The sequence below is a fragment of the Pseudoalteromonas sp. KAN5 genome, from assembly GCF_022846535.1.
Taxonomy (GTDB): domain Bacteria; phylum Pseudomonadota; class Gammaproteobacteria; order Enterobacterales; family Alteromonadaceae; genus Pseudoalteromonas; species Pseudoalteromonas haloplanktis.
Genome location: NZ_AP025589.1, coordinates 2,217,553 through 2,244,326, shown reverse-complemented (window position 1 = coordinate 2,244,326; position 26,774 = coordinate 2,217,553). Strand labels below are relative to the sequence as shown.

At 40.8% G+C, this 26,774-nt stretch carries 22 protein-coding genes and 1 pseudogene; 18 read left to right on the top strand and 5 right to left on the bottom strand.

Annotated elements, in window-relative coordinates; translation table 11 throughout:
- The first annotated feature begins 189 nt into the window (after positions 1-189).
- From KAN5_RS10000 to KAN5_RS09985, 4 genes are all read left to right on the top strand, one after another.
- Positions 190-744 carry an OB-fold-containig protein gene (locus KAN5_RS10000; protein ID WP_244389642.1) on the top strand — a complete coding sequence of 185 codons (555 nt, stop codon included), beginning with the start codon at positions 190-192 and terminating at the stop codon, positions 742-744.
- A 63-nt stretch (positions 745-807) separates the two neighbouring features.
- A complete protein-coding gene (locus KAN5_RS09995) occupies positions 808-2,910 on the top strand; it encodes an SPFH domain-containing protein (protein ID WP_016709804.1) in 2,103 nt (700 codons plus the stop codon).
- Between the two features lie 80 nt (positions 2,911-2,990).
- Complete coding sequence (locus KAN5_RS09990; protein ID WP_244389641.1) at positions 2,991-8,195, top strand: DNA repair ATPase; 5,205 nt, start codon at positions 2,991-2,993, stop codon at positions 8,193-8,195.
- Positions 8,196-8,290: 95 nt separating this feature from the next.
- The gene (locus KAN5_RS09985) at positions 8,291-8,641 is read left to right on the top strand and encodes a potassium channel family protein (protein ID WP_244389640.1); all 351 of its coding nucleotides are present in this window, start codon (positions 8,291-8,293) and stop codon (positions 8,639-8,641) included.
- Between the two features lie 179 nt (positions 8,642-8,820).
- On the opposite strand, the gene KAN5_RS09980 is transcribed toward KAN5_RS09985, so the two are convergent.
- Positions 8,821-9,375: a zf-TFIIB domain-containing protein gene (locus tag KAN5_RS09980; RefSeq protein WP_244389639.1), complete on the bottom strand. Its 555-nt coding sequence runs from the start codon at positions 9,373-9,375 to the stop codon at positions 8,821-8,823.
- A 401-nt stretch (positions 9,376-9,776) separates the two neighbouring features.
- On the opposite strand from KAN5_RS09980, the gene KAN5_RS09975 reads away from it, so the two are divergent.
- The 9 genes from KAN5_RS09975 to KAN5_RS09935 all read left to right on the top strand — a co-directional run bounded on the left by KAN5_RS09975 (position 9,777) and on the right by KAN5_RS09935 (position 18,373).
- Positions 9,777-10,391 (top strand): flavin reductase family protein, encoded by a 615-nt coding sequence (locus KAN5_RS09975; RefSeq protein WP_244389638.1) that lies wholly within the window; start codon positions 9,777-9,779, stop codon positions 10,389-10,391.
- A 92-nt stretch (positions 10,392-10,483) separates the two neighbouring features.
- Positions 10,484-12,028: a YHYH protein gene (locus KAN5_RS09970; RefSeq protein WP_244389637.1), complete on the top strand. Its 1,545-nt coding sequence runs from the start codon at positions 10,484-10,486 to the stop codon at positions 12,026-12,028.
- Positions 12,029-12,034: 6 nt separating this feature from the next.
- Complete coding sequence (locus KAN5_RS09965; RefSeq protein ID WP_244389636.1) at positions 12,035-12,574, top strand: hypothetical protein; 540 nt, start codon at positions 12,035-12,037, stop codon at positions 12,572-12,574.
- A gap of 68 nt (positions 12,575-12,642) precedes the next feature.
- The gene (locus KAN5_RS09960) at positions 12,643-14,094 is read left to right on the top strand and encodes an ATP-binding protein (RefSeq protein ID WP_244389635.1); all 1,452 of its coding nucleotides are present in this window, start codon (positions 12,643-12,645) and stop codon (positions 14,092-14,094) included.
- Position 14,095: 1 nt separating this feature from the next.
- Positions 14,096-14,773 (top strand): response regulator, encoded by a 678-nt coding sequence (locus KAN5_RS09955; RefSeq protein WP_016709796.1) that lies wholly within the window; start codon positions 14,096-14,098, stop codon positions 14,771-14,773.
- Positions 14,774-14,856: 83 nt separating this feature from the next.
- Entirely contained in the window at positions 14,857-15,138 is a 282-nt protein-coding gene (locus tag KAN5_RS09950; RefSeq protein ID WP_244389634.1) for an EF-hand domain-containing protein, read from the top strand.
- A 9-nt stretch (positions 15,139-15,147) separates the two neighbouring features.
- Complete coding sequence (locus KAN5_RS09945; RefSeq protein ID WP_016709794.1) at positions 15,148-15,603, top strand: hypothetical protein; 456 nt, start codon at positions 15,148-15,150, stop codon at positions 15,601-15,603.
- Between the two features lie 137 nt (positions 15,604-15,740).
- The gene (locus KAN5_RS09940; protein ID WP_244389633.1) at positions 15,741-16,370 is read left to right on the top strand and encodes a TonB-dependent receptor plug domain-containing protein; all 630 of its coding nucleotides are present in this window, start codon (positions 15,741-15,743) and stop codon (positions 16,368-16,370) included.
- Positions 16,349-18,373 (top strand): TonB-dependent receptor, encoded by a 2,025-nt coding sequence (locus tag KAN5_RS09935; protein WP_244389632.1) that lies wholly within the window; start codon positions 16,349-16,351, stop codon positions 18,371-18,373. Before KAN5_RS09940 ends, KAN5_RS09935 begins: the two co-directional genes overlap by 22 nt.
- Before the next feature lie 70 nt (positions 18,374-18,443).
- Here KAN5_RS09935 and KAN5_RS09930 read toward each other — a convergent pair whose 3' ends face one another.
- The 3 genes from KAN5_RS09930 to yghU all read right to left on the bottom strand — a co-directional run bounded on the left by KAN5_RS09930 (position 18,444) and on the right by yghU (position 20,588).
- Entirely contained in the window at positions 18,444-18,872 is a 429-nt protein-coding gene (locus tag KAN5_RS09930) for an OsmC family protein (protein ID WP_244389631.1), read from the bottom strand.
- A 224-nt stretch (positions 18,873-19,096) separates the two neighbouring features.
- The gene (locus KAN5_RS09925; protein ID WP_016709791.1) at positions 19,097-19,480 is read right to left on the bottom strand and encodes a hypothetical protein; all 384 of its coding nucleotides are present in this window, start codon (positions 19,478-19,480) and stop codon (positions 19,097-19,099) included.
- Between the two features lie 268 nt (positions 19,481-19,748).
- A complete protein-coding gene (gene yghU / locus KAN5_RS09920; RefSeq protein WP_244389630.1) occupies positions 19,749-20,588 on the bottom strand; it encodes a glutathione-dependent disulfide-bond oxidoreductase in 840 nt (279 codons plus the stop codon).
- 302 nt (positions 20,589-20,890) lie between these two features.
- Between yghU and ribA the strand changes: the two genes are divergently transcribed.
- The 5 genes and pseudogenes from ribA (at position 20,891) to csrA (ending at position 26,201) form a co-directional block, all read left to right on the top strand.
- Complete coding sequence (gene ribA, locus KAN5_RS09915; RefSeq protein ID WP_244389629.1) at positions 20,891-21,514, top strand: GTP cyclohydrolase II; 624 nt, start codon at positions 20,891-20,893, stop codon at positions 21,512-21,514.
- Positions 21,515-21,592: 78 nt separating this feature from the next.
- Positions 21,593-22,381, top strand: coding sequence for a BPSS1780 family membrane protein (locus tag KAN5_RS09910; RefSeq protein ID WP_016709788.1), 789 nt, complete (start codon positions 21,593-21,595; stop codon positions 22,379-22,381).
- A 28-nt stretch (positions 22,382-22,409) separates the two neighbouring features.
- A pseudogene (locus KAN5_RS09905) lies at positions 22,410-22,844 on the top strand (regulatory protein RecX); the annotation flags it as partial.
- 19 nt (positions 22,845-22,863) lie between these two features.
- Positions 22,864-25,464 carry an alanine--tRNA ligase gene (gene alaS / locus KAN5_RS09900; protein ID WP_138553773.1) on the top strand — a complete coding sequence of 867 codons (2,601 nt, stop codon included), beginning with the start codon at positions 22,864-22,866 and terminating at the stop codon, positions 25,462-25,464.
- A 545-nt stretch (positions 25,465-26,009) separates the two neighbouring features.
- A complete protein-coding gene (csrA, locus tag KAN5_RS09895; protein ID WP_004587515.1) occupies positions 26,010-26,201 on the top strand; it encodes a carbon storage regulator CsrA in 192 nt (63 codons plus the stop codon).
- Between the two features lie 35 nt (positions 26,202-26,236).
- Here the strand turns inward: csrA and KAN5_RS09890 are convergent, their stop codons facing one another.
- Positions 26,237-26,704 carry a YcxB family protein gene (locus tag KAN5_RS09890; RefSeq protein WP_244389628.1) on the bottom strand — a complete coding sequence of 156 codons (468 nt, stop codon included), beginning with the start codon at positions 26,702-26,704 and terminating at the stop codon, positions 26,237-26,239.
- Positions 26,705-26,774 lie beyond the last annotated feature (70 nt).

The following is a 26,774-nucleotide window of genomic DNA, read 5'->3' as shown; positions in this document are numbered from 1 at the left end:
GTTCATTTACAATATTTTATATTTAAACGTTAATTTTCCATTAAAACGCTTAACATCATAGCCACTAAATGATAAAAAGTTTTATCGCCTACTGCGTTTAAAATAAATGGATAGTTGTAATGATGGAATTTTTAAACTTAGCGCTTACTTTCCCCACCGTTATCTTTTTCAGCTCTGTTGTTAGTTGTGATGTTGTTTTGGCTAATAACTCTAATTGGCTTTGCTGATATTGATATGTTTGAGTCTGATCTCGACATTGAAGCCGATGCATCGCAAAGCTCAGGATTGAGTTCATGGTTTAGCACGGGTTTTGGTGGCATTCCCATTACTGTCTCCATAAGCTTAGTGGTCATGAGTAGCTGGTTGATCAGTATCTATGCCCATAAGTTTTTTGCCAACCTGTTAGGTGACGGTATCTGGTTTTATATTTTTGGCGTGTTAATGCTACTGACTTGCTTATTAATAGCCATACCCGTTGCCGCTATTATTTCACGCCCCTTACAGCGCTTTTTTAGTAGTGCAGAAACCTCGCAAAGTTCAGATTTACTAGGCTTAGAATGCATTATTGTCACTGGCAAGGTAACCAACAAATTCGGCCAAGCACGGGTTCTATTTCAAGGCACTGAGCAGTTAATTGAAGTCAGGGCTGAGAATGACGAATTATTTACATCAGGCGACACCGCAGTGTTGCTTGAACATCTCAAAGAGCAACACTGTTACATTATTACTAGTAAGCCTTGGTAATACCCGCGTTTATTGAGGGATAAGTAACACATAATAAAATCGATAATCACGTTAGGACATAACATGGAATTTTTAGATAACCTCATACCTATATTGACATTTGTAGGTATAGCAATCGCTGTTATTTTTGCTATTTTGCTGATCATAGGCAAGTTTTATCGCAAGGTAGAGCAAGGCCAAGCACTGATCATAAATAAAATGAAAAGCGAGCCGGACGTCACCACAACAGGTGGCATTGTTTATCCTGTGATCCATAAAATGGAAGTAATGGATATCTCAACTAAGCGTATGGTGCTTGAGCGCAAAGATAAAGGCGGTTTGATCTGTAAAGATAATATACGCGCTGATATCGCTATTACTTTTTACATTCGTGTTAATGAAAACAAAGAAGATATTTTACGTGTTGCCAAGCAAGTCGGCTGCGCCCGTGCGTCAGAGCACGACACACTGCAAGAGTTATTTGAAGCGAAATTTTCAGAAGCGCTTAAAACTGTTGGTAAGCGTATGGATTTTGTTGAGTTATTTACTCATCGAAATGAATTTCGCGATAATATCAAAGAGGTAATAGGCCAAGATTTATCGGGTTATACCCTTGAAGATGTTGCCATTGATTACCTTGAACAAACGGCAATTGATAAGCTCGATCCGCAGAATATTCTTGACGCTGAAGGTATTCGCCGCATCACAGAAATGACAGCATTACAAAATGTGTCTACCAATCAATTAAAGTGTGATGAGCGCGCTAAAATTGAGATCCAAAATCAAGAAGCCACTGAAAAGTCACTAGAAATTGAGCGTCAAAAACAAGATGCCATGTCTCGTCAAGTACGTGAAATTGAAACCGTGAAAGCCCGCGAATATGCAGAAGCTGAAAAAGTACGTCAAGAAGAGCGCTTAAAATCAGAGCAAGCCCGCATTCAAACCGAAGAAGCCATTGGCATTAGCGAGCAAAATAAGCAACGCGAATTGGATATTGCAGAGCAAAACCGATTACGCGTTTTGGGTATTGAAGAAGAGAAAGTTGCCCGCTCACGTGAAATTGAAGTGATAGAACGTGAAAGAGAAACTGAAATCCTGCGTATCAATAAAGAAAAAGCGCTGGAAGTAGAGCGTAAAGAAATTGCCGATGTAGTGCGTGATCGCGTCATTGTTGAAAAATCAGTAGCCGAAGAAGAAGAGCGTATTAAAGATGTGAAAGTACTCGCAGGCGCAGAGCGTGAGAAAAATGCAATCATCATTCGTGCTAAAGCTGAAGCTGAAGAGTCATTAGTAAAAGACATCGAAGCTGCAAAAGCGCAAGAGCAAGCCGCAGAATATAAAGCCCGTGAGCTTGAAACAATGGCTAATGCTGAACTTAGAATTGCTAATCAACAAGCAGAGTCGAAGAAAATTTTGGCGCATGCGCAACAAGTTGAAACAGCTGCTAAAGGACTTGCTGAAGCGGATGTTATTAAAGCAAAAGCCGAGGCAAATGCAATTCAGGGTGAGATTGATGCCAAGGTAATGCGTCAAAAACTTGAAGCTGAAGCACAAGGTAACCGTGAAATTGGCTTATCTCAAGCACAAGTACAAACAGCGATGGCTGATGCGAATGAAAAACAAGGTGAAGTAGAAGCGATTAACCTTGAGCGTAAAATGCGTGCAGAAGCAAAAGGCCTAGAGGAGAAACTACAAGCCTTAAATGCGATGGACCAAGATGCTCGCGATTACGAAAGCTTTACGCTACAACTTAATCAGCAAAAAGAGCTGGTATTGGCAAAAATTTCCGCCAGCAGAGATATTGCCGAGCACCAAGCACATATTATGGCTAAAGCCTTAGGTGATGCTGATATCAATATTATGGGCGGTGATGGCCAGTTCTTTAATCAATTTATGAGTGCAATTAGTTTAGGTAAATCAATCGATGGCTTAGTTGATGAAAGTAAAACTGTACAAACCGTGTTTAAAGATCATTTAAACGGTGATCGTAATTTAATCGAAGACCTAAAAGGGGTGTTAGCTGGAGCAAATGGCTCCGCAGAAACACTTAAAAACTTCAACATGAGTAAGTTATTAAAGCAGTTGAGTAATACGTCTGCGGCTGAAAAAAGCCAATTACTAAGCATGTTAGGCGGTAATTTAGGCGGTGGATTAGATGAAAAAATTCAACTAGATCCAAAAGACTAGTTTAGCTTCTAAGCTCTATCGTTTTAGCCGCAATAGTTGATTATTGCGGCTAACTTTTATTAAATTTCAGGATAGGTTTCATGACGGACGTAACTCAACAAGCGCTAGAGCAAGGCTCGTACGACTTAATTAAACGTCGTTTAAATAATTTTGGTGCTGATTTAAAAGCGCAAATAGACGATATTAATAAACAGCGTATAAACGAGTTTGGCAGTACTGAACTACAAGTTAAAGGACGTGTTCGCGTTCGTACAGAGCAAAATTGTACCCCGCGTGATATCGTGATCGTTGGCGACAAAGTTATTTTTGCTTACAACGTGTTCTTGGGCTTAAAAAAAGAAACGGCAATCAGTGACGTATTTAGTGTACAAAAACTAGTCGCGCAAGACAACCATTATGAAATAGAGCCGTACCCTGATACAACACGCTTTTTAACGGATAGTCGTTTTATCCGTGACTTTGAAGAATTGTATACTTATTACAAACAAACCAGCTTACAGCATTTATATCAACAAAACGGCAAGCTGTTTGCGTTATTCCAAATCGGTGACAAATTATCGGATGTGCGGGTTTTTCGCTGGGAAATTCACCCAGATAACACCATTAACTATATCGATAATCGCGGTGAGCGTGATATTCAACACGCCCATGACTATGATTTTGAATGGCTCAAAACTGACAGAAGTAACCATGTAGAAGGGCGTCACGCTCATATTAACATTGCCGATAAAGTGTTTGTCGAAACCATTGGTGGCTCACTGACCATTAAAATAGAAAACAGCACAGACACTGGTGAAGGGATTTATCAAGAAACGGTTGATGATAAAAACCAATCCCTTGCTGATGGCGAAGTTGAGTACGCCTTAGTAGGCGACTTAGTGCTGCTAAAAATTCTTCCATACCGTGAAAAAGCATGGCGTTATTTTATTTATAACACCCGTTCTCAGCTGGTGATGCGTCAAGATGCAATTGGTAGTGCCTGTGTTACCTTGCCTGAAGATCACGGTATTATTTTCCCTGGTGGTTATTATTTACAGTCAGGACAAGCTCGTTCATTTGAAGAGCAAATAGATGATTTAGAATTTCACCGGCATATAAAGTCACCCAATGGCGAAGATGTGTTATATGTGTTTTATGAGCCAAGCGAAGGCCGTTACGCACTTTTTGCCTATAATATTATTGATAAAAACCTACAAAATCCGATTTATTGCCACGGCTACGCAATTTATAACGATGGTGTAACACTCACCTTTAAGGCTGATAAAGACCAAGCGGAGCGAGTACACCCCATTCAAATTTGGCAAAGCCCGTTTGTCTCGGCCGAGTTTGCCGCTAATGCGCCACCACTTACCAGCTTTTTTGGCAAAATTGGTAACCCTGATTTAGTGCGTGGTATTTCTGATTTATACAGTGTCAGTAAAGCCATTAGCGAGCAAAGCCCGAGCTTATTTCATTACGAAGATTTAATTGCCCTCAGCCGAAATATTTTTGACCGTTATCATTGGCTTAACGAAAGTGAATTTACAGAAATCGCGCAAAACTTGCACAGCATTAATGAAACCGCTGAGCAAGTGCTTGATGAATTTGAAAAAGTCACCGAAATTCAAAACAAAGCCAAGCAAGCGCTGGTGGATATTAATAAGCACTACACGGACGTAACCCGTGAAGTGCGCCCAGATAACTTTAAAACCGCCCCAGAGTTTGTGCAAGGTCTTGATGCTCTAAAAGTACTCAAAGGCCAAGTAATAAGCCTTGAAGACATTAAATATATTGATATTACGGCACTGAATAACTTACAAAGTGAAATTGATGAGCGGCTGGTGGAAGTAAGCCAAGCAACCGCAGCGTTTTTACAACAAGACAGCGCGCTGACGCCGTATCACGAAAAACTCAAACAGCTTGAAGATCTCAGCAGTAAAAGTGAAAGCGTGAGCGAGCTTAAAACCTATATTGCGCAGTTAGATGCGCAAAGTGTAGAGCTGGATTTACTTAACCACACTATGCTTGACCTGGACATAGACGATAGCCGTGTGCGCACACAGATACTCGAAGATATCAGCGCTGTGTATGCATTGGTGAATCGTGCAAAGGCCAGTATTGAAATTCGTCAAAAGAGCCTCGGTAGTGTTGAAGCGAAAGCTGAATTTGCCGCACGCTTTAAGCTCTTTTCACAAAGTATCACCAATGCATTAAATAATGCCAAAACGCCTGAAGCATGTGATGATCAACTTTCACGTTTGCTTATTCAGCTTGAAGAATTGGAATCACAATTTAGTGATTTTGACGAGTACCTGACAGAGATCATTGCCAAGCGTGATGACGTATATGAAAGCTTTGAAGCACATAAACAAAGCTTAATTGACACCCGCCAGCGCCGTGCATTGAATTTAGCCAATGCCGCTGAGCGAATACTGCAAGGCGTTAACCGTCGTGCGCAAAGTTTTACTGAGTTGGATGCGTTAAACACTTATTTTGCTGCCGATCCTATGATCAGTAAATTGCGTGTTCTTACCACTGAACTTAAAGAGTTAGGCGACGAAATTCGTGCCGATGATATTCAATCAAAACTCAAAGCCAGTAAAGATCAGGGCATCCGTTCGTTACGTGATAAGCAAGATATTTTCACTGACGGCGGCAATACGGTCAGCATTGGTAAGCATGCCTTTAGTGTAAATAAGCAATTACTCGATTTAACCTTATTACCGCGTGATGAGCAGCTAATGTTGCACTTAACCGGCACAGATTATTTTGAGCCGATAACTGATAAACAAGACCTTGCAACGTTACAGCAAAGCCGTCATTTGTGGCAGCAAACATTAGTATCAGAAAACGATTACGTTTATCGCGCTGAATATTTAGCAGCACAAATAATACTTGCATGTGAAAACAGTGAGCACTCGCTGACTTTTACACAGTTAGAGCAAGCGCAACGAGATAAACAGTTATTACAGCTGGTGCAAAAATTTGCCGAACCGCGTTACCAAGAAGGTTATGAAAAAGGCATTCATGATTATGATGCCAGTGCGATTATTGATACCTTATTAACGCAAAAAAGTAGTTTGGACTTACTTATTTATCCCCCTAGTTGTCGTATTGTTGCGCAGTTATTTAGTGCACAATTGTCAACCACACAACTGAACGAATATTTCCATCAAGCGAGCAATGCTATTTTGATGGATAAACACTTTGCTGCGACTAGTTTTATCACCACGCTAACCGTGCAGTTAAGTGAACAGATCAACGACTTTTTGCTACAAATTAGTAAATTATCAGCACGCTTTGCTGATTTATCCACTGATTTGGCCGCTGCTTATTTAGTACAACAATTAGCACAACAAAAAGCGGCGGATCAACAGCTATTTATTGTTTCTCAACAAGCTAAAAATTTAGCTGAGCAGTTTAATAGTGACGCCAAAGCAAAAGGCTATATTAACGAGCTGACTCAGGCGTGCGAAAATGTAAAGCAAACTGATGAGCGAGCATTGCTATTTTTAAGTTGGCTTAATGCGTATTGCTCGCAAAGCCCTAAAGTGCCAGCAATGGTGCAAGCGGAAGCGGCTAACTACTTGCATCTTAGTGCCACCACAACATTAAAATACGCAGTGCTAGACGTCACCCCAAATACCCAGGTTGAGCGTTTAATGGGACAGCATAAGCGAGTGCAAGAGCAAGTTTTAAATCTTGATTATGCAGAGTTTTATGCCAGAACTCGTAAATACATCACAGAGCAAGTCCCAGCTTTTGAGCAATATCATGCATTGCGTAGTGACATTTTGACAGAGCAAAAAGAGCGCCTGCAGCTTGATGAATTTAAAGCTAGGCCACTGAGCTCGTTTGTGCGTAATCAGCTGATCAATAAAGTGTACTTTCCAATTATTGGCGATAACCTAGCTAAGCAAATTGGTTCAGCAGGTAAAAACAAACGCACTGACTTAATGGGCATGTTATTACTGATCTCGCCACCGGGTTACGGTAAAACTACCTTAGTAGAATACGTTGCTAACCGTTTAGGATTGACCTTTGTAAAAGTAAACTGCCCGTCTATAGGGCACGATCAAGTGTCATTGGATCCTACTCAAGCTATTAACGCCACTGCAGAAAAAGAGATTGCAAAAATCAACCAAAGTTTTGAAATGGGCAATAACGTGATGCTCTATTTGGATGATATTCAGCATACTAATCCTGAATTTTTACAAAAGTTTATTTCATTGTGTGATGGCTCACGTCGAATAGACGGAGTATGGAATGGCAAAAGTAAAACTTATGACTTACGTGGTAAAAAGTTTGCTGTAGTGATGGCAGGTAACCCGTATACGGAATCGGGCGAGAGTTTTAAAATTCCTGATATGTTGGCAAACCGCGCCGATATTTATAATCTTGGTGATACCTTAGCCGGGTGTGAGCAAGAGTTTGCCATGAGCTTTATAGAAAATGCGCTAACCTCTAATGCAGTATTAGCGCCATTGGCTAATCGCAATATGGAGGATCTATATAAATTAGTGCGGATGTGCCAAGGCGAAGATATTTCATTAAATGAGCTTGAGCACGGCTATTCTCAAGCGGAAGTTAACGAAATCAAAGCGGTCCTCACACGATTAATCACGATTCGTAATACGGTATTAAAAGTGAACGCCCAGTATATTGCCTCAGCTGCGCAAGATAATAATTACCGCACTGAGCCGCCATTTAAACTACAAGGCAGTTACCGTAATATGAATAAAATGGCGGAGAAAGTCGTCGCCGCCATGAATGACGAAGAACTAGAAAACCTGATTTGCGATCATTATCGTGGTGAAGCGCAAACACTCAGTAAAGGCTCTGAAGAGAACTTACTAAAACTTGGGGAACTGCGGGGTACCTTAAGCGAATCAGAGCAACAGCGCTTTAGTCAAATTAAAGGTGACTTTGTACGTTTAAATAAACTCGATGGAGCCGGCAGTCCTGTGATGATGGCGGTGGAGCAAATGGGTTATTTGCACCAATCACTGGAAGAGATTGCTGGTAAACTCACTAAAAACAATCTAAATCACGATTATAGCCAGTTACTGCAAAGCCTTGGTGTGAATATACAAAGCTTAGATAATAAACAAGCAATTCAGAGTATAGTGCAATCACTAGATAACAAAGAGGCTGTGAATGCGTTGACCGCAGTGGTCAGTAGTAATAACAACCAAGCATCATTTACTGAGCTTGTGAATGCAATTAATCAGCAAACGAAGAGCATCAATAGTAACAATATGCATACTCAGTTTGAAAAACTGATTACTGCGTGGAGTGCTAAGTGATGTATGCGAGCTCTATAAACGCCTCGCTTTGTTAAAGGCTTAGAAAATCACGCTATAAGTGGTAAGAAAAATTAAAAATAAGTTGGTTGTGTTGTATGGAATTTTCGATTACGTTTTTTCAATTATTTTTTATTGGAGTGTATCTTGGTTTACCTCTTTTGGCCGTATTGTGCTTTGTGATCATAGGGCTTGGTTTGGTTGTCGGCCGATTAGAATCCTGGAGCCGGTTTGATTCAATTTATTGGGCGTTTATTACGGCGCTGACGGTAGGCTATGGCGATATTCGACCGTTAAAGAAACCATCCAAGGTATTGGCCGTTATTATCGCTTGGACGGGGATCCTTCTTACTGGTTTATTGGTTGCTATCGCGGTAAAAACAGCATCAATAACATTAGAAATATTTATTGATCCAAATGTTATTGAACAGTTAGAAAAGCGCGTTTAACCCATAAGCGTATAAGGCTTTGCTTGGCATAATCAAATCTGGCTACTTGTATTGCTAGTTGCGTTTGTTCGCAATCTTTCTCGGTGTGTTTTCAGTATGACATTGGATTTGGGAACAGAAAGTCTACTGCCATACTTTATTTTTTAAATATGGCAGTATAATTTTACTCAATTAAAACATTACTTATCTGCTGAGTATGGGTCTTCGGCCATCAGGTAGGCCCTTAAGTCGGCTTTTTGTGGCTGTGCATTAAGCCATTCTCTGAGCTCTTTTACTTTTGCGTACGTGTCTGTACCAAATTTGTCAGCGTATATATCACTAAAGTTTTGTTTGGTACTTTGTTCACGAATTTGGTTTTGCCATTGTTGGGTTACTACTGCATTCAATGTACCAGCTAAGCCTTCCTCTTTTAGTAATTCCCACTCACCAGCATCTAACCAGATCCCACCTACCGGTGCGCTGTAATCTATACGGTAGTCAGTTGATGATGAAATACGAAATTTCCGCATGATGACACCTGATACCGGGCAAATTAATGCTTTTTTAGTGTCTGTGACGTCGGCTTCAAATGAGATGTTGTCAGCAAATGCAAAGTTTGGGTTACGCTCTTTCCAAGCCGCAAAGTCTTCGATTAGTACCCAGTGGCCATTACAATGGGTGCATGTGTGTGAGCGAAATTGGCCTTCAATAAAACTAGGTTTAAGTAAACCTTTACCACAACTTGTACAATTCATAGTATCCCTTAATTTTTTTGCTTACCCTAAAAAACCGCCTATAGGATAATTATTGCTATTTATTATTAATAATAACAATGATGTTACCTTACTTTTGGAGGCCATAACAAAGGTTTATTACCCTCTATGAGCTTGTTTATAGTGTTTCTAGGTTGTAATGCACATTATTAGAGTCAATAGAAAAGTAACTGCACTGATGTATTATATTATCTATTCAGGCTCGCAGTATTTTTGTTTTCTGTTAATAACTTTATTATCATAATTGAGTTGGCGCAAGAACTGGAAGAGAGCGTCTGTAAACTCATTTTGCTCATACATGTAGGGCCTATTTATAATAAACTTAAAACACGTTTAAAAAGAGCAAATCTATAATCATTTATGACAACTGAGGTGAAGCGAAGGTGTACTTAGATTTAACGCGGGAAGGCAATAAAATCAATGTGTATAGTCAGCTAGTTGGTGGTATTACCCCAAGGCCGATTGCTTGGGTAAGTACTTTAAGTGCCGATGGCATTGGCAATATCGCGCCTTACTCATTTTTTACTGTGGCCAGTGTAAACCCGCCAGTATTGAGTGTGACTCAGGTAAACCCAGCTGATCATAAAAACAAAGACACATTAAACAATTTACTCGCAACCAAAGAATGCGTGATCAATATTGTCAGCCATCAGCAGGTTGAACAAATGAATCAAAGTTGCGCAAATTACTCACATTCGGTAAGTGAATTTGAGGCTGCCAATATTGAATCAACCGCGAGTAAACGAGTAAAGCCTTTAAGTGTCAAAGCATCAAAAGTACGCTACGAATGTACCCTGCGCGAAGTTATTACGATCAGTGAATTGCCTGCTGGTGGGCAAATAATGCTGCTTGATGTTATTGGGATTTATGTTGCTGACAGTGTATTACGTGATGGTTATATTGACCCTCAAGCGTTAAGTACTGTGGGTAAAATGGGCGGTGATTATTTTGTACAAACAAACGATTTATTCAGTCTTGCACGACCAATAGTAAAGTAATAACAAGCGCTGTTGGCTGTTTCTTAATTTTTGCACATTGTTTGCACTTTTTGACGGTACTTTTACTAAAAGTTCAATCTAAGGGTCTTGCAATGTCTACATTTAAATCAGTTTCAAGTTTATTTACGCTCAGCATATTATGTGTTTGTTTAGCGGCTTGTAACAGTGATTCAGATACTTCAACTGACGTAGTCAATAGCTCGCCAGTGGTAAATGCGGGTGTTGATCAACAAGTCAGCAGTGGCGATACAGTTTATTTGATGGGCAGTGTTGATGACGATGATGCCTATGTATCTATACTGTGGTCACAGCAATCAGGTACAGAGGTTACCTTAAGTGATGGTAGCTCTACGGCGACACAATTTATAGCACCGACCTTATCAGACAATGAAACCTTAGTATTTACTTTAACGGTAGACGATGGCGTAAATGCAGCCGTAAGCGATACCGTAGAGGTTTTAGTCACTGTAGCACAAAACAACGATAGCAGCTTAGTATCGAGTTGGATTATCAATAATGATACTAACTCAACCTATATTCAAAATAGCAGCACCGGCGTCACTGAAAATGTGCAATTAGCTGAGGTGGTTAATATTGCTGATGTTGATTATATGCATATTAACGCCACTGGGGTGCCTCGTTATGATGTCACTATGAGTGAAGAGCAAATAGACTGGTTGAATAACCGTCCTCGTGCTGCGACCGATTTTGCCAATGGTGTTACCTCGGCTCAAGTGGGGCAAATGGTCTTGTTTGGTGAAGATATCGGTTATAACAGCAGTACTGAAAACTGTAATGATACCGGGGGGGCCGGTTATTGGCCACCAGGTCCTGGTTGTCCAACAGAGCAAGCTGTTGATGCTTATTTTACCCTTGAACCCACAGACAACGAAGACGTGTGTGAGACGGGCTTAGGCACGGTTGGTTTGATGGTTAATGGCACCAGTATTTTTAACTGGGGTGATGGCATGAGTTATGGCCAAAATGTCTGGTACACACTTGCTCCCATTGCTGAGCAGTACGATGTCGATGTATGCGGTGGCCATGCTGCTAATGGTGAATATCATCATCACTTTTATACCCGTTGTTTAGCTGACATGTTAAATGATGATGGCTCAGCGCATTCGCCTATTTATGGTTTTGCTGCGGATGGATATCCGCTTTATGGACCTTATGAAAGCAAAGATGAATTAGCACTCAGTGGTTGGCAAATACGTGATTATGGCGCGCCAACAAGTGAGGCTGGTTGCGCTACAGAAGGTCAACGTAGTTGTGTGTTAATCGATCAATACGATATTAGCCAAGGGGTTGAAAGTGCCGAGATAGGCCCTGCTATTGGCGAGTTGGTGACTACGCTTTCTGGTAATAGATTAGCTGCAGATGCGGGTTATTATTTTGAAGATTATTACTATGCACAAAAAGCTGTAGCAGGTGCTCAGCTTGATGAACATAACGGCCATGATACCAATGATGGTAAAGGCTATCACTACCATATTACACTTGCTCTTGATAGTAATGGCAAATTGCAACCGTCATTTCCATACCAAATAGGGCCGCGTTTTAAAGGTCAGCTACCAGAGAATTCAATTGGCCGTTGTAGTACGGGTGATACCATGGGGCCGCCACCACGTTCGTAGGAAGTTATGATGAAAGTAATAATTTTTACTGTGTGTTTAACGCTTTTGCTGAGGTTGAGTGTTGGCGTGGCTCAGGTGCAAACTATGGCAATGGATCACTCACATCTGCCAATTGCTGTGCCCGCTGAGATCCCTGTGCCTGCTCTGAGCTTAGCGCTTGAGCAAGATGCGATGTCAGGGTATAACCTGACAATTAATACCCAAAATTATGTACTGACACCGCCACCTGCGGGTATCAGTATGAACGCTCTCATGTCTGCACAGCAAGACCCAAAAACAGGCATGTTGGCAGGCCATGCTCATTTATATATTAATGGGGTTAAAATTCAGCGTGTTTATGGGCAGTATGTCCATTTACCTACAACGTTGTTTAGTGCGGGTATTAATACCATTTCGGTGACACTGAATAATCATGGTCATATGTATTGGAGTGCGCAAGATAAAAAAATTGTTGCTACTTTATATATTAACGATCAAGTAGATGAGCTAATCACTTACCGATTTGAAAGCTTTCCAGTGCTATCCAAGTTAGCTAAAAACAAGTAACTTGATAACATCAAGCGACGATTAATATTTCCCAAAAGGTAGGGATACCTTTTTTATAAGCGGTAGAAATGAAAATACACAATAAATTATTTTTGATCCTCTTTAGTTTCAGCTTTTTACTGATCACAAGCCTTGTATTGCTGATGCAATGGAGCATAGGCCAAGGCATGATTGATTATGTCAATGCAAAAGAAGTCAAAGCGTTACAACCGTTAGTGAGTCAATTTGCACAGCGTTATCAAAGGGATTCATCGTGGCGAAGCTTCGAAGGTGATGAACGACAGTTTTTCAGGTTAGTAATACAGCAACTAGTAGACAGCCAATTTGTACCAGATATACCGCCTCGTAAAAGAGAGCCTCATAGGCAAAGGCTTGAGCGTTCTATGGCCTTAGACAGACCAGTCCCCCCCGAGCACAGATTACCCCCCGGGCACGCAGCAGATTATGCGCTACTTGATAGTCATAAAAAAGTGATAGTAGGGCACTATAAAAGTGATTTAAAGTATACTGACATCCCTATTGAACTCAATGACAAAGTAATAGGTTACCTTGCAGTGTCTAAACGCAAAGGTTTAGTTGATGGTTACGAATTAGACTTTTTAGAGCAACAAACCAGTTACCTATGGTTGATTGGCTTAATCGCACTTTCGTGTACCTTACTCATTACATTTTTGTTAGCACGGAATTTAGTCGGCCCAGTTAAACAAATAGCCAAAGGTATGCACCAGCTTAGTCAAGGAAACTTTGAGCATCAACTAAAACTCAAACGTCATGATGAAATTGGTCAATTAAGTGAAGACTATAACACGCTAGCATTGACACTCGCCCACAATGAGCAAGTACGTAAACGTTGGCTTGCTAATACATCGCATGAACTACGCACTCCAATTGCGATTTTAATGGGGGAGCTTGAAGCAATGCAACTTGGCGTCCGCCCTTTATCTGTTGAGAATATTCGTTCTGCAAATGATGAAGCTCATCATTTAAAGCGTTTGATTGAAGACTTACATTTGCTCAATAGTGCAGAGTTAGGCGGTATGCATTTTACGATGCAGCCATTATCAATTGCTGAGTTACTGCTTACAGTTAAACAAAAATACACCACTATTTTTAAAAATAACGCAATTGAATTAAATATCACTGAATTCAGCGAAGAAATAACAATTAGTGCTGACAATACCCGTTTGATGCAGTTATTTGGTAATATTTTAATGAACGCGGTGCATTATGCTCAGTGTTCAAAATTACAAATAGCAGTCACTAAAGTCACGTCAATAAGCCAAAACTATGTTGTTATCAACATTGAAGACAACGGCATAGGAGTTGAAGATGAACATTTAGCGCATTTATTCGAGTATTTATATCGCGTAGATGATGCGCGCAACCGCCAGCAAGGTGGTTCGGGACTTGGCTTGTCTCTTTGTCAACATATAGTGCATGCCCATCAAGGTGAAATCGCTGCGATGAGAGCCCCATTGGGCGGTTTAGGTATTATGATAAAATTACCCATGGAGTATTAAAATGGCAGCCCCAGCGAAAGTACTTATAGTCGAAGACGAAGTTAAACTTGCTAATTTAATGAGCGATTTTTTATTAAATCAACATTTTGCTACTCATCAAATCCATCATGGTGATGAAGTACTGCCGTGGCTCAAAGAAAATCACCCTAATGTCATTTTACTTGATGTGATGCTGCCAGGAACAAGTGGTATTGAGTTGTGCAAACAGATCAGACAGTTTTCAACAGTGCCAATCATAATGGTTTCAGCCAAAGTTGAAGAAATAGATCGCCTATTAGGTTTGGAGCTCGGCGCGGACGACTATGTTTGTAAACCGTTTAGTTATGCCGAAGTTGTTGCCCGTGTAAAATCCTTATTAAGGCGTAGTGAATTGGCAAAGCCACAGCAAAATACGGATATGTATCTAGATGAAAATACTTTTAGTGTGCAATATAAAGGGCGCTCAGTAGAACTTACCAGTGTTGAATTTCAGTTATTTAAACCATTATTTGAAAAACCTAACCGCATTTTTAACCGTGAAAGCTTAATGGCTAATATGTATACTGATCAACGTATTGTGAGCTTTCGTACTATTGATAGTCATATTAAAAAATTACGTAAAAAACTCGATGAAGTGTGTGAACAAGACAGTGTTATTCAATCGGTTTATGGCGTTGGTTATCGCTTTGTAAAACCTTAAACTTCCTTATTTTTTGCACATTGTTTGCGCTTTTAACACTTACTCTTGTCGGTAGTTACTTAATACCTGCAAGAGGTTGAATTATGAAATCGTTAACAGCAATCGCCTTATTAACTACATTATGTGTTGGCTTTACAGCCCATGTAGATGCTAAAAACCGAGAAAACCGCCCACCACGCCCTGATTTTTCAACCATTGATGTAGATGGTAATGGCATTATAGAACTATCAGAATTCAGTGCTCAAGAGCTACCACCAGGCGTAGATGATATCGAAGAAGTTTTTAATCAGATAGATACCGATCAAAATGGTGAGATCAGCGAAGAAGAATTTACCTCTCATAAACCACCGCACCGTCAAAGATAAGGAACAACCATGATCAATAGTATTTCATCTGGCGCCAGTTTTGAGCCAATGCAGCGCCCAAAAGCTCAGCCTCTAACGAGTGAACAAACAGAGTTAATGAGCGAAACCTTATCTCAATTTGACCCAGAAAATTTAACAACAGCAGACGCACAGTCTATTGTTGCAGCTTTTCAAGAAGCGGGTATTCAACCTGGTCAAGAAATGCAAGAGCTGATGGCTGAGGCAGGCTTTGATGCCGCGCAAGTGGGAGAAATGGGTCGCCCTGAAGGTGGTCGCCCGCCTGGCCCTCCACCACAAGGTGGTGCTGAGCAGGTTAACACCCAAGAGATGGTCAGTTACTTAGATGAGTTGCTTACCAACTATTCAGATCAATTAAATGATGAAGATAAAGCGTCTATTTTAGCATCCGTGCAAGAGAAGTTTGGTCTATCACAAAGTGACTCATTACTTTCTGTAAAAGCATAAACAATCGATAGGTTAACCTGTGGCCAGTTTCGATAGGTTAACCTGCTCCTGCGACAATTTGTCACATTCTCAGTGACACATAAATCATTATCATAAGCGCCTATTTCTACAATAAAAATCATTAATAGGCCGTATTTATGAATAATCTCCTGGCATTTTCAGCCATTTCCCTTGCACTAACAAGTTTACACACTGTTGCTAATGACGGCGGCGATAATATCGAGCACATTAATGTCACCGGCTCTCATATTAAGCGCACTGATTTTGAAAGTACCAGCCCTGTAACGGTTATTGATGCCGCACAAATCGCCCAAACGGGCATAGTAAATGTAGAAGACTTGCTGCAGCGTATGTCGTTTTCTGCTGGGGTTGCAGGTAATGCCACTAATGCCTATTGGACCAGTGGGGGTTATGGCACAGCACAAGTCAATTTGAGAGGGATGGGGATTAAACGCACGCTTGTGCTACTCAATGGCCGCCGTATTGTCAATGGTGGTACGGGAGCTAATAGTTCAGTTGATTTAAATATGATCCCCACATCTATTATTGAGCGAGTGGAAGTACTTAAAGATGGTGCATCGGCTATTTATGGCGCTGATGCGGTTGCAGGGGTGGTTAATATCATCACTAAAACACAACTAGATGGCGCAGAGTTTAGCGCTCAAATAGGCGCAGCTGACGATGGTGAAGGGCAAAGCCAAGAATTTAGTTTTAATGTTGGGGGGAGTTTGAACGAGGCCATTTTGTGTTTAGTGCAGGCTATATAAATACCGAAGCAGTCAGGCAGTCAGATAGAATCGATTGCGCTAAAAGTGAAACGGTTAATGAAGATGGCAGTAGCCAGTTAACATGCTTTGGCAGCGCAACAACGGCAGGTGGGCGTGCTTTATTGGCGGATGGTAGCAGTGTTCAGTTTAATCAAGACCCAAATGGTGATGGTAATAGCTATGAAGCTTATGACTCAGCTAAACATGGCTTTAATTATATCAGTTACTTAAATGCCGTTAACCCAAGTGAGCGGATAAATGTATCGACCAACTTTACCTATGAGCTAAGTGATAACTTAAATTTATTTACCGAAGCGCAGTACAGCAATCGTCAATCAGAGCAGATTGTAACACCGCGTAGTATCAGTGGCATTATGGTATCAAAAGACTTTGCTTATAATCCTACCGGGCAAGACTTAGAACTAACAAGGCGACGTAATGTTGAGCTAGGTGCACCGTATTTTTTCCAAGAGACCAATACCGCGCGCATTGTGGTTGGCCTTGATGGGGTTTTAAATAATAATTGGACTTGGCAGTTAGCTTATAACTATGGTCGCAACACCGGTACTGATGGCTGGACGTTTGATCAAGATATTAGCAAAGTAGCAAATACCCTTGATGACACTATTTGTAGCTATGAAAGTGCTGCCGCGATCCCATGTGGCGACTGGTTTGGCGTTGATGAATTAACCCCTGAGGTGATTGATTACGTAAAATATCGTCGCGAAGGTAATGGAGGTAATGAATTACGTTCACTGACCTTTAATTTATCTGGTGATTTACTAGAGTTGCCAGCAGGGGAACTTGCCTTTGCTGCAGGGCTTGAAAAACGAGATGAAAGTGGCTGGCGTAATCCTGATTCAACGGTACTTGCAAATGGCGGTGAAGATGCCATTGATGGCAGCTATTCAGTAACCGAAGGTTTTATAGAGCTTGCTATCCCTGTACTTGAGAGCGTTGAGGCGCAGGTTGCGACTCGGTATTCAGATTACAGTACGTTTGGCAGTAAGATGACTTATAAAGTAGGCCTAACATGGCAAGTTGTTGATAGTTTAATGCTGCGTGGGGTTAAATCAACAGCCTTTAGAACACCGATGATAACCGAGCTTTTTGGTGGTACAAATGCTGAAAATCTTCGCACTATTGACCCCTGTGAAAACGCAACAGGTGAGATAGCAGCAAATTGCTTAGCGGCTGGTTTACCCGCTGATTTTGTGCAAGACGGTACTACAATTCGCACCTCTGTTGGCGGCAATCCTGATGTAAATCCAGAATCTGCAGACACACTAACTTTAGGCATGGTATGGCAATCTAATTTTATTGAAGGTTTATCTACTACCGTTGATTATTTTGATATTGAAGTGGAAGATGCAATTACTTCGGTAAATGGCTCAGATGCGCTCAAATTATGTTATACCGATCCTGATGTTTATAGTGCTTACTGCGATACATTTACCCGTCATCCTGTGACAGATCAAGTTAACTCCCTAAGCCAGCGGCCAGTAAATGCAGCCTTTGAGAAAGTCAGTGGAATAGATTTTAACACCCGCTACAATACCGATTTATTTGGTTTAAGTAGTCAATTTGAACTGGATGCGACACGTTTACTAAAACATGAAAACACTCCTTTTGCCGGTCAAGCCACACAAAGTTTATTAGGTTATATAACCGAAGATCAGGGAAGTTACACCAAGTGGCGCGCAAATTTAGGCGTGAGTGTCAAAGCAGCTACGTGGTCGGCACATTATGCCATGCGTTATATTGGTACCGCTGATGATGTAAATGGCGGCGGGCCCATTGGCAGTGCAGTACCGAGTATTGTTTATAACGATATTCAAGGTCGTTATTTTATTACGCAAAATACATCACTAGCGATAGGGATCGATAATATCTTTGATAAAAAAGCGCCCTTTTTAACCTCATGGAATGACGCAAATACTGATGTAATGACCTACGATTTACTCGGCAGACGTGGCTATTTGAAGTTAGATGTTAACTTTTAACTCATGAGCACACGTAAGTTAATTTATACTCAAACTACCTCACGGTAGTTTGAGTATATGCATTTTGAATCTAATTGAGTGCCGTAGAAAGTGAGATCTCTGCATTCATTAATTTGGAAATAGGGCAGCCTTGTTTGGTTTGTTCACAAAGCTTATTAAACTCCTGCTCAGAAATACCAGCGATTTTTGCCTCAACATGTAACGCAATATGAGTCACCTCAAAGCCGTCATCTACTTCATCTAAACTAACCACCGCACTCGTGGTGATATCATCGGCGACATAATTAGCTTCTGTTAGTGCAAGTGAAAGCGCCATACTAAAACAGGCACTGTGCGCAGCAGCGATAAGCTCTTCAGGGTTAGTCCCTTGTTTATCTTCAAAGCGAGTGTTGAAGCCATACGGTTGGTTTGTTAACGCTCCGCTTTCAGTGTTTATTTGGCCTTTACCTGATTTTATATCACCAGACCAATGTGAGAGTGCTGATTTCTTAATCGTCATATTCATCTCCTTTGTAATAATTTCGCTGATTGTGAAAAGCCTTCACATTTTTAACGTGAAATAGGCTAGTTACTGTAGCAGTTGCAATATAAAAGCCAAATATATACAGAGTGTAAGCTAAATGGGACTAATGAGTTTTGCTTATAAAGGATAAAAACCTGAGCTGAGGTTAAATAACTAAAAAACGGTCATCAGTGAGCATTTTTTAGTTATTAAGAACTTTATTAATTTGCTAATTCAGAATCGATGTGGCGGGTTAGGTTAGTTACCCAATTTACGTATTGGCGATGTATTTTTTCACCGTTATAGTCTAGATTTATCGAGTCTTTATAATCAATATCATACTGCGCTTCATTATAGTCAATATTAACTCGCAGCTGATGTTTACGAATATCTAACACCCCTAATATTTTACCTGTTTCTTGTATGCGGCATTTCCAAGTAAGTTGTTTACATGCGAGCAAAATTGCTTCCCCAACACTTTCTTGCGTATGTGTTCTATTTGCATTTTGTGGCACTAAGTTATCATCAAAATTACGCATTTGTACTAACGTGCTACAACCTGATAATGCAGCGGCAGTTGCTGCTAAAATAATGAGCTTTCTCATGGATAGTCCTTTGTTATAAAACATTATGATAACTTAAGTTCGAGTGAAAATGCACTGCCTTAGTGAGCACATACAATAAGCAAGGTGAGCAGGTTTGAGTATTTTATCTGAAATGTCTTGAGGTGTATTTTTGGCAACAGCTTTATACACTCACAGCTGAGAGGTAATTCGCTAAATTTACAGTTAACTAAAACCATAAACCAAAACGCGGTGGCACAATGCTTGGTGATCCTTCGTTCACCGCGTTTTTGTAAATTTTAGTTAGTGTTTAAAAATCGTTTTTACTATGTCGTTCAGCGAGTTGCTCTTCTTCAGGGCCCCAGACACGGTTTACGCGACGACCACGCTGTACCGCAGGGCGGCGTTCAATCTGTTTTGCCCAGCGTAATACATGAGTATACGACTCGACATCTAAAAACTCTGCTGCATCATACAGGTTGCCTAAAACCAATGAGCCATACCAAGGCCAAATAGCGATATCGGCAATTGAATACTCACTGCCTGCCATATAATCATGGTCGCTTAAATGACGATTTAACACGTCTAGCTGCCGTTTAACTTCCATGGTAAAACGATCGATAGGGTATTGCATTTTAAAGGGGGCATAAGCGTAAAAATGACCAAAGCCTCCACCTAAATAAGGTGCAGAGCCCATTTGCCAGAACAGCCAGTTACGGCACTCTGTTTTACTGGTGTGATCGCTTGGTACGAGTACCTCAAACTTTTCAGCTAAGTATTGTAAAATAGCGCCAGATTCAAATACTCGAGTTACAGGGTTGGTACTGTGATCCATTAACGCTGGAATTTTCGAATTAGGGTTAACACTCACAAAACCTGAGCCAAATTGATCGCCATCAGCAATTTTAATTAAAAATGCATCATACTCAGCTGCAGAGATGCCTAACTCTAATAGCTCTTCAAGCATGATAGTGACTTTTTGACCGTTCGGGGTTGCTAAAGAGTATAGTTGTAAAGCATGTTCGCCAACTGGCAGGTCTTGAGGGTGAGTTGCGCCGGCAATGGGTCGATTGGTCTTGGCCCATTCACCGCCATTTTCTGCATCCCATTGCCACACGGCTGGTGGGGTATAGTTTTCGTTGTTACTCATCAAAACTCCTCAAACGTTGGTTACTTAAATCAAGGTATAGGTGTTATTACGAACAATTCATCCTAATTGATCATTACGACTAAGGGAAGCAAAGTTAAGTTTCATTCTGAAAAAGGAAATACACTATAAAACACTTACAGTGGATTCAGCACGACGCTAAACTGAGTTATAATGCTTGAATTGCAAGTAACTGCCTCAATATAGTTACTACTCATTGCGGTGTTGTATTATTTTTAATGCAGTTTGTCTTTGTGATATTATCACATTTGCAGTATCGCATTACTTTATAATTTGGATGTGTCGTGGCGCAAGTAAGAGCTAGAGTCCAGCTAAATGTTGGCAAAAACAGTGATATTCCCGCAGAAATCGTGTCATTTCGCGATTTGAAAGATGGCCAAGAGCATGTTGCTTTGGTATTTAATCGTGCCGATAGCGAGCAGCCTGTGCCGCTTATTCGTATGCATTCGGAGTGTTTAACCGGTGATGTATTTCATTCATCTCGTTGTGATTGTGGTGAGCAGCTTAATGAGTGTATTGAAATGATGCACGAACAAGGCGGTATTTTGCTTTATTTACGCCAAGAAGGGCGAGGAATAGGTTTATACAATAAAATTGATGCCTATGTATTGCAATCACAAGGTATGAATACTTATGAAGCGAATAACCATTTAGGTTTTGCTGACGATTTACGTGATTTTTCAGACGCAGTACTGATGTTAGAAGCGCTGGGATTAAAGCACGTTAAATTAATGACGAATAACCCTAAAAAGCTTAATGCGTTAAAAGATGGCGGCATTGCGGTTGATTCTGTTATCGGCACCCATGCACATATCAAAGCGGGTGTGGCGGGCAACCAGTCCTACCTAGAAACAAAAATTAAGCACGGCGCGCATATGTTAGACATAAAGAAGATTAAAAAACCTTAATTTTACGCTGTCGTCTATGTTATCCGATCCAACGCCGAGTTATACTCGGCGTGTTTTGTTGTTAATTTAAGAGCAAGTATGTCAATTGAATTACGAGTATTTAAAGCCGATGCTGGGTTGAAATGGTTTAAAGCAGGCTGGCTTATTTTTAAAACTCAGCCTTTTACCTTTATTTTTATGCATTTATTTATCGGTATTATTGGTCTGTTATCGTTATTTCTACCTTTTTTACAAATTATTGCTGCATTAGCTACCCCCTTTTTAACCGCCGGTTTTTATCAAGCGGTGATCACCAAGCAGCAAGGTGGAAAAATAATGCTCGCCGATATCCTAAAGCCGTTTACTAACAAAGGTAATCGTATGGGATTACTTCGCTTAGCACTCTATCAAATGGCTGCGGGTGTGTTGATGGCGTTATTGGCAGGTGGCTTATTTTCCGAAGCCATTGAAATTATGAGTAATCCAAATGTTGACCCGAATATTGCTCTACAGCAAGTGATAGATAGTATTTCCATGGCAAATGTGGCGTTGTTTTTAATTGCCTTATCGGTGTATTTAACTGCTTTTTCGTATGCAGTGCCGCTGGTTTATTTTAATCAACAACGACGAATTTTTGAGGTACTTAAAAGCTCACTTATGGTGTTTTATCATAATATGGCACCACTGAGTGTATATGGCGCGATTGCAGCAGGTTTGATGATGGTTTCAATGTTCTTATCGTTCTTACCTCTGTTGGTTTTAATGCCAATTTGCTACATTAGCTTTTTTGTTTCTTATCAAGCTATTTTTATGCCGATTGTACCGCCCGCTGATGCCAAGCCTATAGCACCGCAGCAGAATGACGACAGCGGTCGCTTTGACGCATAATGGCTGGTGAAATGGATGAAGCGCTACAAAAAAATTAAAGAATTACGTACTTTGGTTACTTGGTCGCCAAGAATATTCGCGCCGTGAGTTAACTCAAAAGTTACAGCAAAAAGAGGCGACGCCTGAATTTATCGAAGCCTTATTAGATTGGTGTGAAGAACACAATTTTATTAATGAACAACGGTATGTTGAAGGGTTTGTGCGTCGCCATATTGCTAAAAAGCATGGCTTAAAGCGTATACAAAGTGAAGCCATGGGCAAAAGGATTGACCGAACACTACTAGAGAGTGTTATAGAATCATTCGAAATCGATTGGTTTGAGTTAGCGCAGGATGCGTATTTAAAGAAATATTCAAATTCACAGGACGACTTCGATCACAAAGAAAAAGCTAAGCGCGTGCGCTACTTAATGTATCGAGGGTTCAGTTACGAACAAATTGATTTTGCAATGCAAGCACAGTAAAAATGGGTGAGACTTTCAAATGCAGCACATGACTACCGCACAGATCAGGCAACAGTTTTTAGACTTTTTTGCCTCTAAACAACACCAAATTGTTCCATCAAGCTCGCTTATTCCGGGTAACGATGCGACGTTATTATTTAATAATGCCGGTATGGTGCAATTTAAAGATGTATTTTTAGGCGCAGAAAGCCGCCCTTATAACCGCGCAACTAGCTCACAACGTTGTGTGCGTGCCGGTGGTAAACATAATGATTTAGAAAATGTCGGCTACACAGCCCGCCACCACACTTTTTTTGAAATGTTAGGTAACTTCAGCTTTGGTGATTACTTTAAGCAAGATGCAATTAAGTTTGCGTGGGAGTTTTTAACTGACGTAGTTAAGCTACCTAAAGAAAAACTGCTGGTTACTATCTATCACGATGATGAAGAAGCGTTTGGCTATTGGTCTAACGAAATTGGTTTACCTGAAGATCGCATTATTCGTATTGCAACCAGTGATAACTTTTGGTCGATGGGTGATACTGGTCCATGTGGTCCATGCTCTGAAATTTTTTATGATCACGGTGAAGAAATTTGGGGGGGGCCTCCAGGCTCTCCTGAAGAAGATGGTGACCGTTTCATTGAGATTTGGAATCTAGTATTTATGCAATACAACCGTCAAAGCGACGGTACTATGGAGCCGCTTCCTAAACAGTCTGTTGATACAGGTATGGGTCTAGAACGTATTGCTGCTATTTTACAAGGCGTGCATTCAAACTACGAAATCGATTTATTCCAAGGCTTAATTAAAGCCGCGGCAGACGTTACCAATGCTCAAGATATGGATGATAAATCACTGCGCGTAGTTGCTGATCATATTCGCTCATGTGCATTTTTGATTTCTGATGGCGTTATGCCGTCAAATGAAGGCCGTGGTTATGTACTGCGTCGTATTATTCGCCGTGCGGTTCGCCATGGTAACAAGCTTGGCGCACAGGGCGCGTTTTTCTATAAATTAGTGGCTGCGTTAATTGAGCAAATGGGACAAGCATACCCTGAACTAGCTAAGCAGCAAGAAATTATCGAAAAAGTTCTACGTATCGAAGAAGAACAGTTTGGCAAAACCCTTGAGCGTGGTTTAGCTATTTTAGAAGACAGCTTAACGAACTTAAGCGGTGATGTTATCCCAGGTGAGCTCGTCTTTAAACTTTATGATACTTATGGTTTCCCTGCCGATTTAACCGCAGACGTTGCTCGTGAACGCTTTATGACCATTGACGAGAAAGGCTTCCAAGAGTGCATGGACGTACAGCGCAAAACGGCTCAGCAAGCAGGTAAGTTTGGCGCCGACTACAACCAACAATTAAAGTCTGATAAACACACAGACTTTAAAGGCTATGATGCAACACATTACAGCGGCACAGTGATAGAAATGTTTGCAGAAGGTAAAGCGGTATCAGTGCTTGAAGATGGCCAACAAGGTATTGTGGTACTTGACCGTACACCGTTCTACGCTGAATCGGGTGGTCAAGTTGGCGATACCGGCACATTAACTGTAGCCGGTGGTGAGTTCAGCGTTACTAATACGACCAAACTCGGTAATGCATTCGCTCATCATGGTACTGTGATGGGCCGTATTGGCGTTAATGATAGAGTTGAAGCGACCATTGATGATGCGCGCCGCGATCGCGTTAAAAAGAACCACACAGCAACGCATATTCTCCACGAAGCATTGCGTCAGTTATTAGGTGAGCACGTATCGCAAAAAGGTTCATTGGTTGATCCAGAGCGTTTACGTTTTGACTTTTCACACTTTGAAGCTGTGACAAAAGCCGAGCTGCGTGAGATTGAGCGCGTTGTTAATAATGAAATTCGTCGTAACTTTGCTCTTAACACTGAATTGATGGCAATCGATGAAGCCAAAGAAAAAGGCGCTATGGCGTTATTTGGTGAGAAGTACGATGACGAAGTGCGCGTAGTCACTATTGGTGATTACTCTATCGAGTTATGTGGTGGTACTCACGTAAACCGTGCTGGTGATATTGGTTTATTTAAAATCGTATCAGAGAGCGGTATTGCAGCTGGTGTGCGCCGTATTGAAGCCGTAACGGGTGCCGATGCGATTGCCTACGTTAGCGAGCAAGAACAACACTTAAATGATGTTGCGGCATTGGTTAAAGGTGACAGTGCATCGGTTCTTGAAAAAGTAACGGCTTTGCTTGAAAAATCAAAAGGCCTTGAGAAACAAATTGCTCAGCTTAACGATAAACTTGCAAGCGCTGCGGGTGCGTCACTGTTAGATTCAGTGGTTGAAATTAATGGTGTTAAGCTATTGGTTGCGAACGTTGAAGGGACTGAATCAAAAGCGTTACGCGGTATGGTTGATGACCTGAAAAACAAAATTGGCTCTGGTGTAATTGCACTTGGTGTAGCTGATGGCGACAAAGTAAGCTTAATTGCTGGTGTAACTAAAGACTTAACTGGCAAAGTAAAAGCCGGTGAGCTTGTTAATCACATGGCCTCGCAAGTAGGTGGTAAAGGCGGCGGTCGTCCTGATATGGCTCAAGCTGGTGGTTCTCAGCCGCAAAATTTAAGCTCAGCACTGGATAGTGTAGCGGCTTGGTTAACCGAACGTACCTAAAAGCGCATATCGTGCTTTTGCTGGAGCACCAGAGAAGACTCAATTGAGTTTTCTCTGGTGCTTGCTCCCCACATTCTCGGCTTTTTATTACCTTTCCTTTAAATTTGAAACTTTTTGCTGCCCAGAGCGTCAAAATAGTTATGATTAATCATAACTTTGAAAATAGACTATGCTATGTAGTGCGGATAAAGATTTTTAGTAGCGACTTGAAGTATTGAGCAATAATCACCATTATATTAAGTGTAAAGAGATTTCTGGTGGTTACTTAGTTGCTAAAACTTTATCTAGCAGTGAGTACGGGATCACACCCTAGTGCATTAAGTGTGTGTTCATAGGTCAACCTATTTACTTACTAAGTTAATATCTAATATTAAAATATGAGTTTGAATAGATGAAATAGACTTAAACTTGGCAATAGGCGCATTACAAACAGTTTTTTTAACAGAAAATGAATCGATTTAGAGTTTTTACTTACTTTTACGCTTTATTTTCTTTAAGATACAAACGCGGAATCTTTTAATTTATTGGAATACGGGAGCAAGAGAATGCTAATACTAACTCGTCGAGTCGGTGAAACCCTAATGATTGGTGATGAAGTAACTGTCACTGTGCTAGGTGTTAAAGGAAATCAAGTACGTATTGGTGTTAATGCACCTAAAGACGTTTCAGTGCACCGTGAAGAAATTTACATGCGTATTCAAGCTGAAAAGTCTAACCCGAACCCGGGCAATGCTTAATTAACTTAATCAATTCAATTGATATAAAAGAGCCACTATTTAGTGGCTCTTTTTTTTATGAATTCAATAACCTCATCATTAAGTACACTGTTTGAAATGTACTGCATACCGCGACGGCTTTTTAAAATAATACCGCGTGAGGTATAAATTACCTCGTCAATATCTTGCCACGCTAGCTGATAGTTTTTATGCGGATTTACACTTTTAAAGCCTTCATCATCAATTGTTAAAGTAGCTTCTGATCCCGATGCACGGCTGAGCATTTGCCGCGTGACCCACCAAGGCCTGCGATAATAAAATGCCACACATTCAAGTACTGCTGCCATAATTAAAAAGTTGCCTAGGTAGTGTTGCTCCAAGGCATAAATAGCAGTGAGTCCTAGGCTCACAAGTAAGACTAAAAAAATATATTTAGGTTTTGCTTGAGCGCTATAAGGTAGCGACTCATCAAAGCATTCATAAAAGTAAGGTTTATCTAATGTATAAGTGGTCGTAAATGACATGGCTGATTAATTCTGCTGTAACTATGTTGCCATTTTAGCAAGCTTGCCTAAAAAAAGCCGTTTTTTTAAG

What these genes read in the sequence shown, in the direction of transcription:
- KAN5_RS10000 (WP_244389642.1), top strand. Translation starts at nt 190, where the DNA reads ATGTTGTTTTGGCTAATAACTCTAATTGGCTTTGCTGATATTGATATG.
- KAN5_RS09995 (WP_016709804.1), top strand. Translation starts at nt 808, where the DNA reads ATGGAATTTTTAGATAACCTCATACCTATATTGACATTTGTAGGTATA.
- KAN5_RS09990 (WP_244389641.1), top strand. Translation starts at nt 2,991, where the DNA reads ATGACGGACGTAACTCAACAAGCGCTAGAGCAAGGCTCGTACGACTTA.
- KAN5_RS09985 (WP_244389640.1), top strand. Translation starts at nt 8,291, where the DNA reads ATGGAATTTTCGATTACGTTTTTTCAATTATTTTTTATTGGAGTGTAT.
- KAN5_RS09980 (WP_244389639.1), bottom strand. Translation starts at nt 9,375, where the DNA reads ATGAATTGTACAAGTTGTGGTAAAGGTTTACTTAAACCTAGTTTTATT.
- KAN5_RS09970 (WP_244389637.1), top strand. Translation starts at nt 10,484, where the DNA reads ATGTCTACATTTAAATCAGTTTCAAGTTTATTTACGCTCAGCATATTA.
- KAN5_RS09965 (WP_244389636.1), top strand. Translation starts at nt 12,035, where the DNA reads ATGATGAAAGTAATAATTTTTACTGTGTGTTTAACGCTTTTGCTGAGG.
- KAN5_RS09960 (WP_244389635.1), top strand. Translation starts at nt 12,643, where the DNA reads ATGAAAATACACAATAAATTATTTTTGATCCTCTTTAGTTTCAGCTTT.
- KAN5_RS09955 (WP_016709796.1), top strand. Translation starts at nt 14,096, where the DNA reads ATGGCAGCCCCAGCGAAAGTACTTATAGTCGAAGACGAAGTTAAACTT.
- KAN5_RS09950 (WP_244389634.1), top strand. Translation starts at nt 14,857, where the DNA reads ATGAAATCGTTAACAGCAATCGCCTTATTAACTACATTATGTGTTGGC.
- KAN5_RS09945 (WP_016709794.1), top strand. Translation starts at nt 15,148, where the DNA reads ATGATCAATAGTATTTCATCTGGCGCCAGTTTTGAGCCAATGCAGCGC.
- KAN5_RS09940 (WP_244389633.1), top strand. Translation starts at nt 15,741, where the DNA reads ATGAATAATCTCCTGGCATTTTCAGCCATTTCCCTTGCACTAACAAGT.
- KAN5_RS09930 (WP_244389631.1), bottom strand. Translation starts at nt 18,872, where the DNA reads ATGACGATTAAGAAATCAGCACTCTCACATTGGTCTGGTGATATAAAA.
- KAN5_RS09925 (WP_016709791.1), bottom strand. Translation starts at nt 19,480, where the DNA reads ATGAGAAAGCTCATTATTTTAGCAGCAACTGCCGCTGCATTATCAGGT.
- yghU (WP_244389630.1), bottom strand. Translation starts at nt 20,588, where the DNA reads ATGAGTAACAACGAAAACTATACCCCACCAGCCGTGTGGCAATGGGAT.
- KAN5_RS09910 (WP_016709788.1), top strand. Translation starts at nt 21,593, where the DNA reads ATGTCAATTGAATTACGAGTATTTAAAGCCGATGCTGGGTTGAAATGG.
- alaS (WP_138553773.1), top strand. Translation starts at nt 22,864, where the DNA reads ATGCAGCACATGACTACCGCACAGATCAGGCAACAGTTTTTAGACTTT.
- csrA (WP_004587515.1), top strand. Translation starts at nt 26,010, where the DNA reads ATGCTAATACTAACTCGTCGAGTCGGTGAAACCCTAATGATTGGTGAT.
- KAN5_RS09890 (WP_244389628.1), bottom strand. Translation starts at nt 26,704, where the DNA reads ATGTCATTTACGACCACTTATACATTAGATAAACCTTACTTTTATGAA.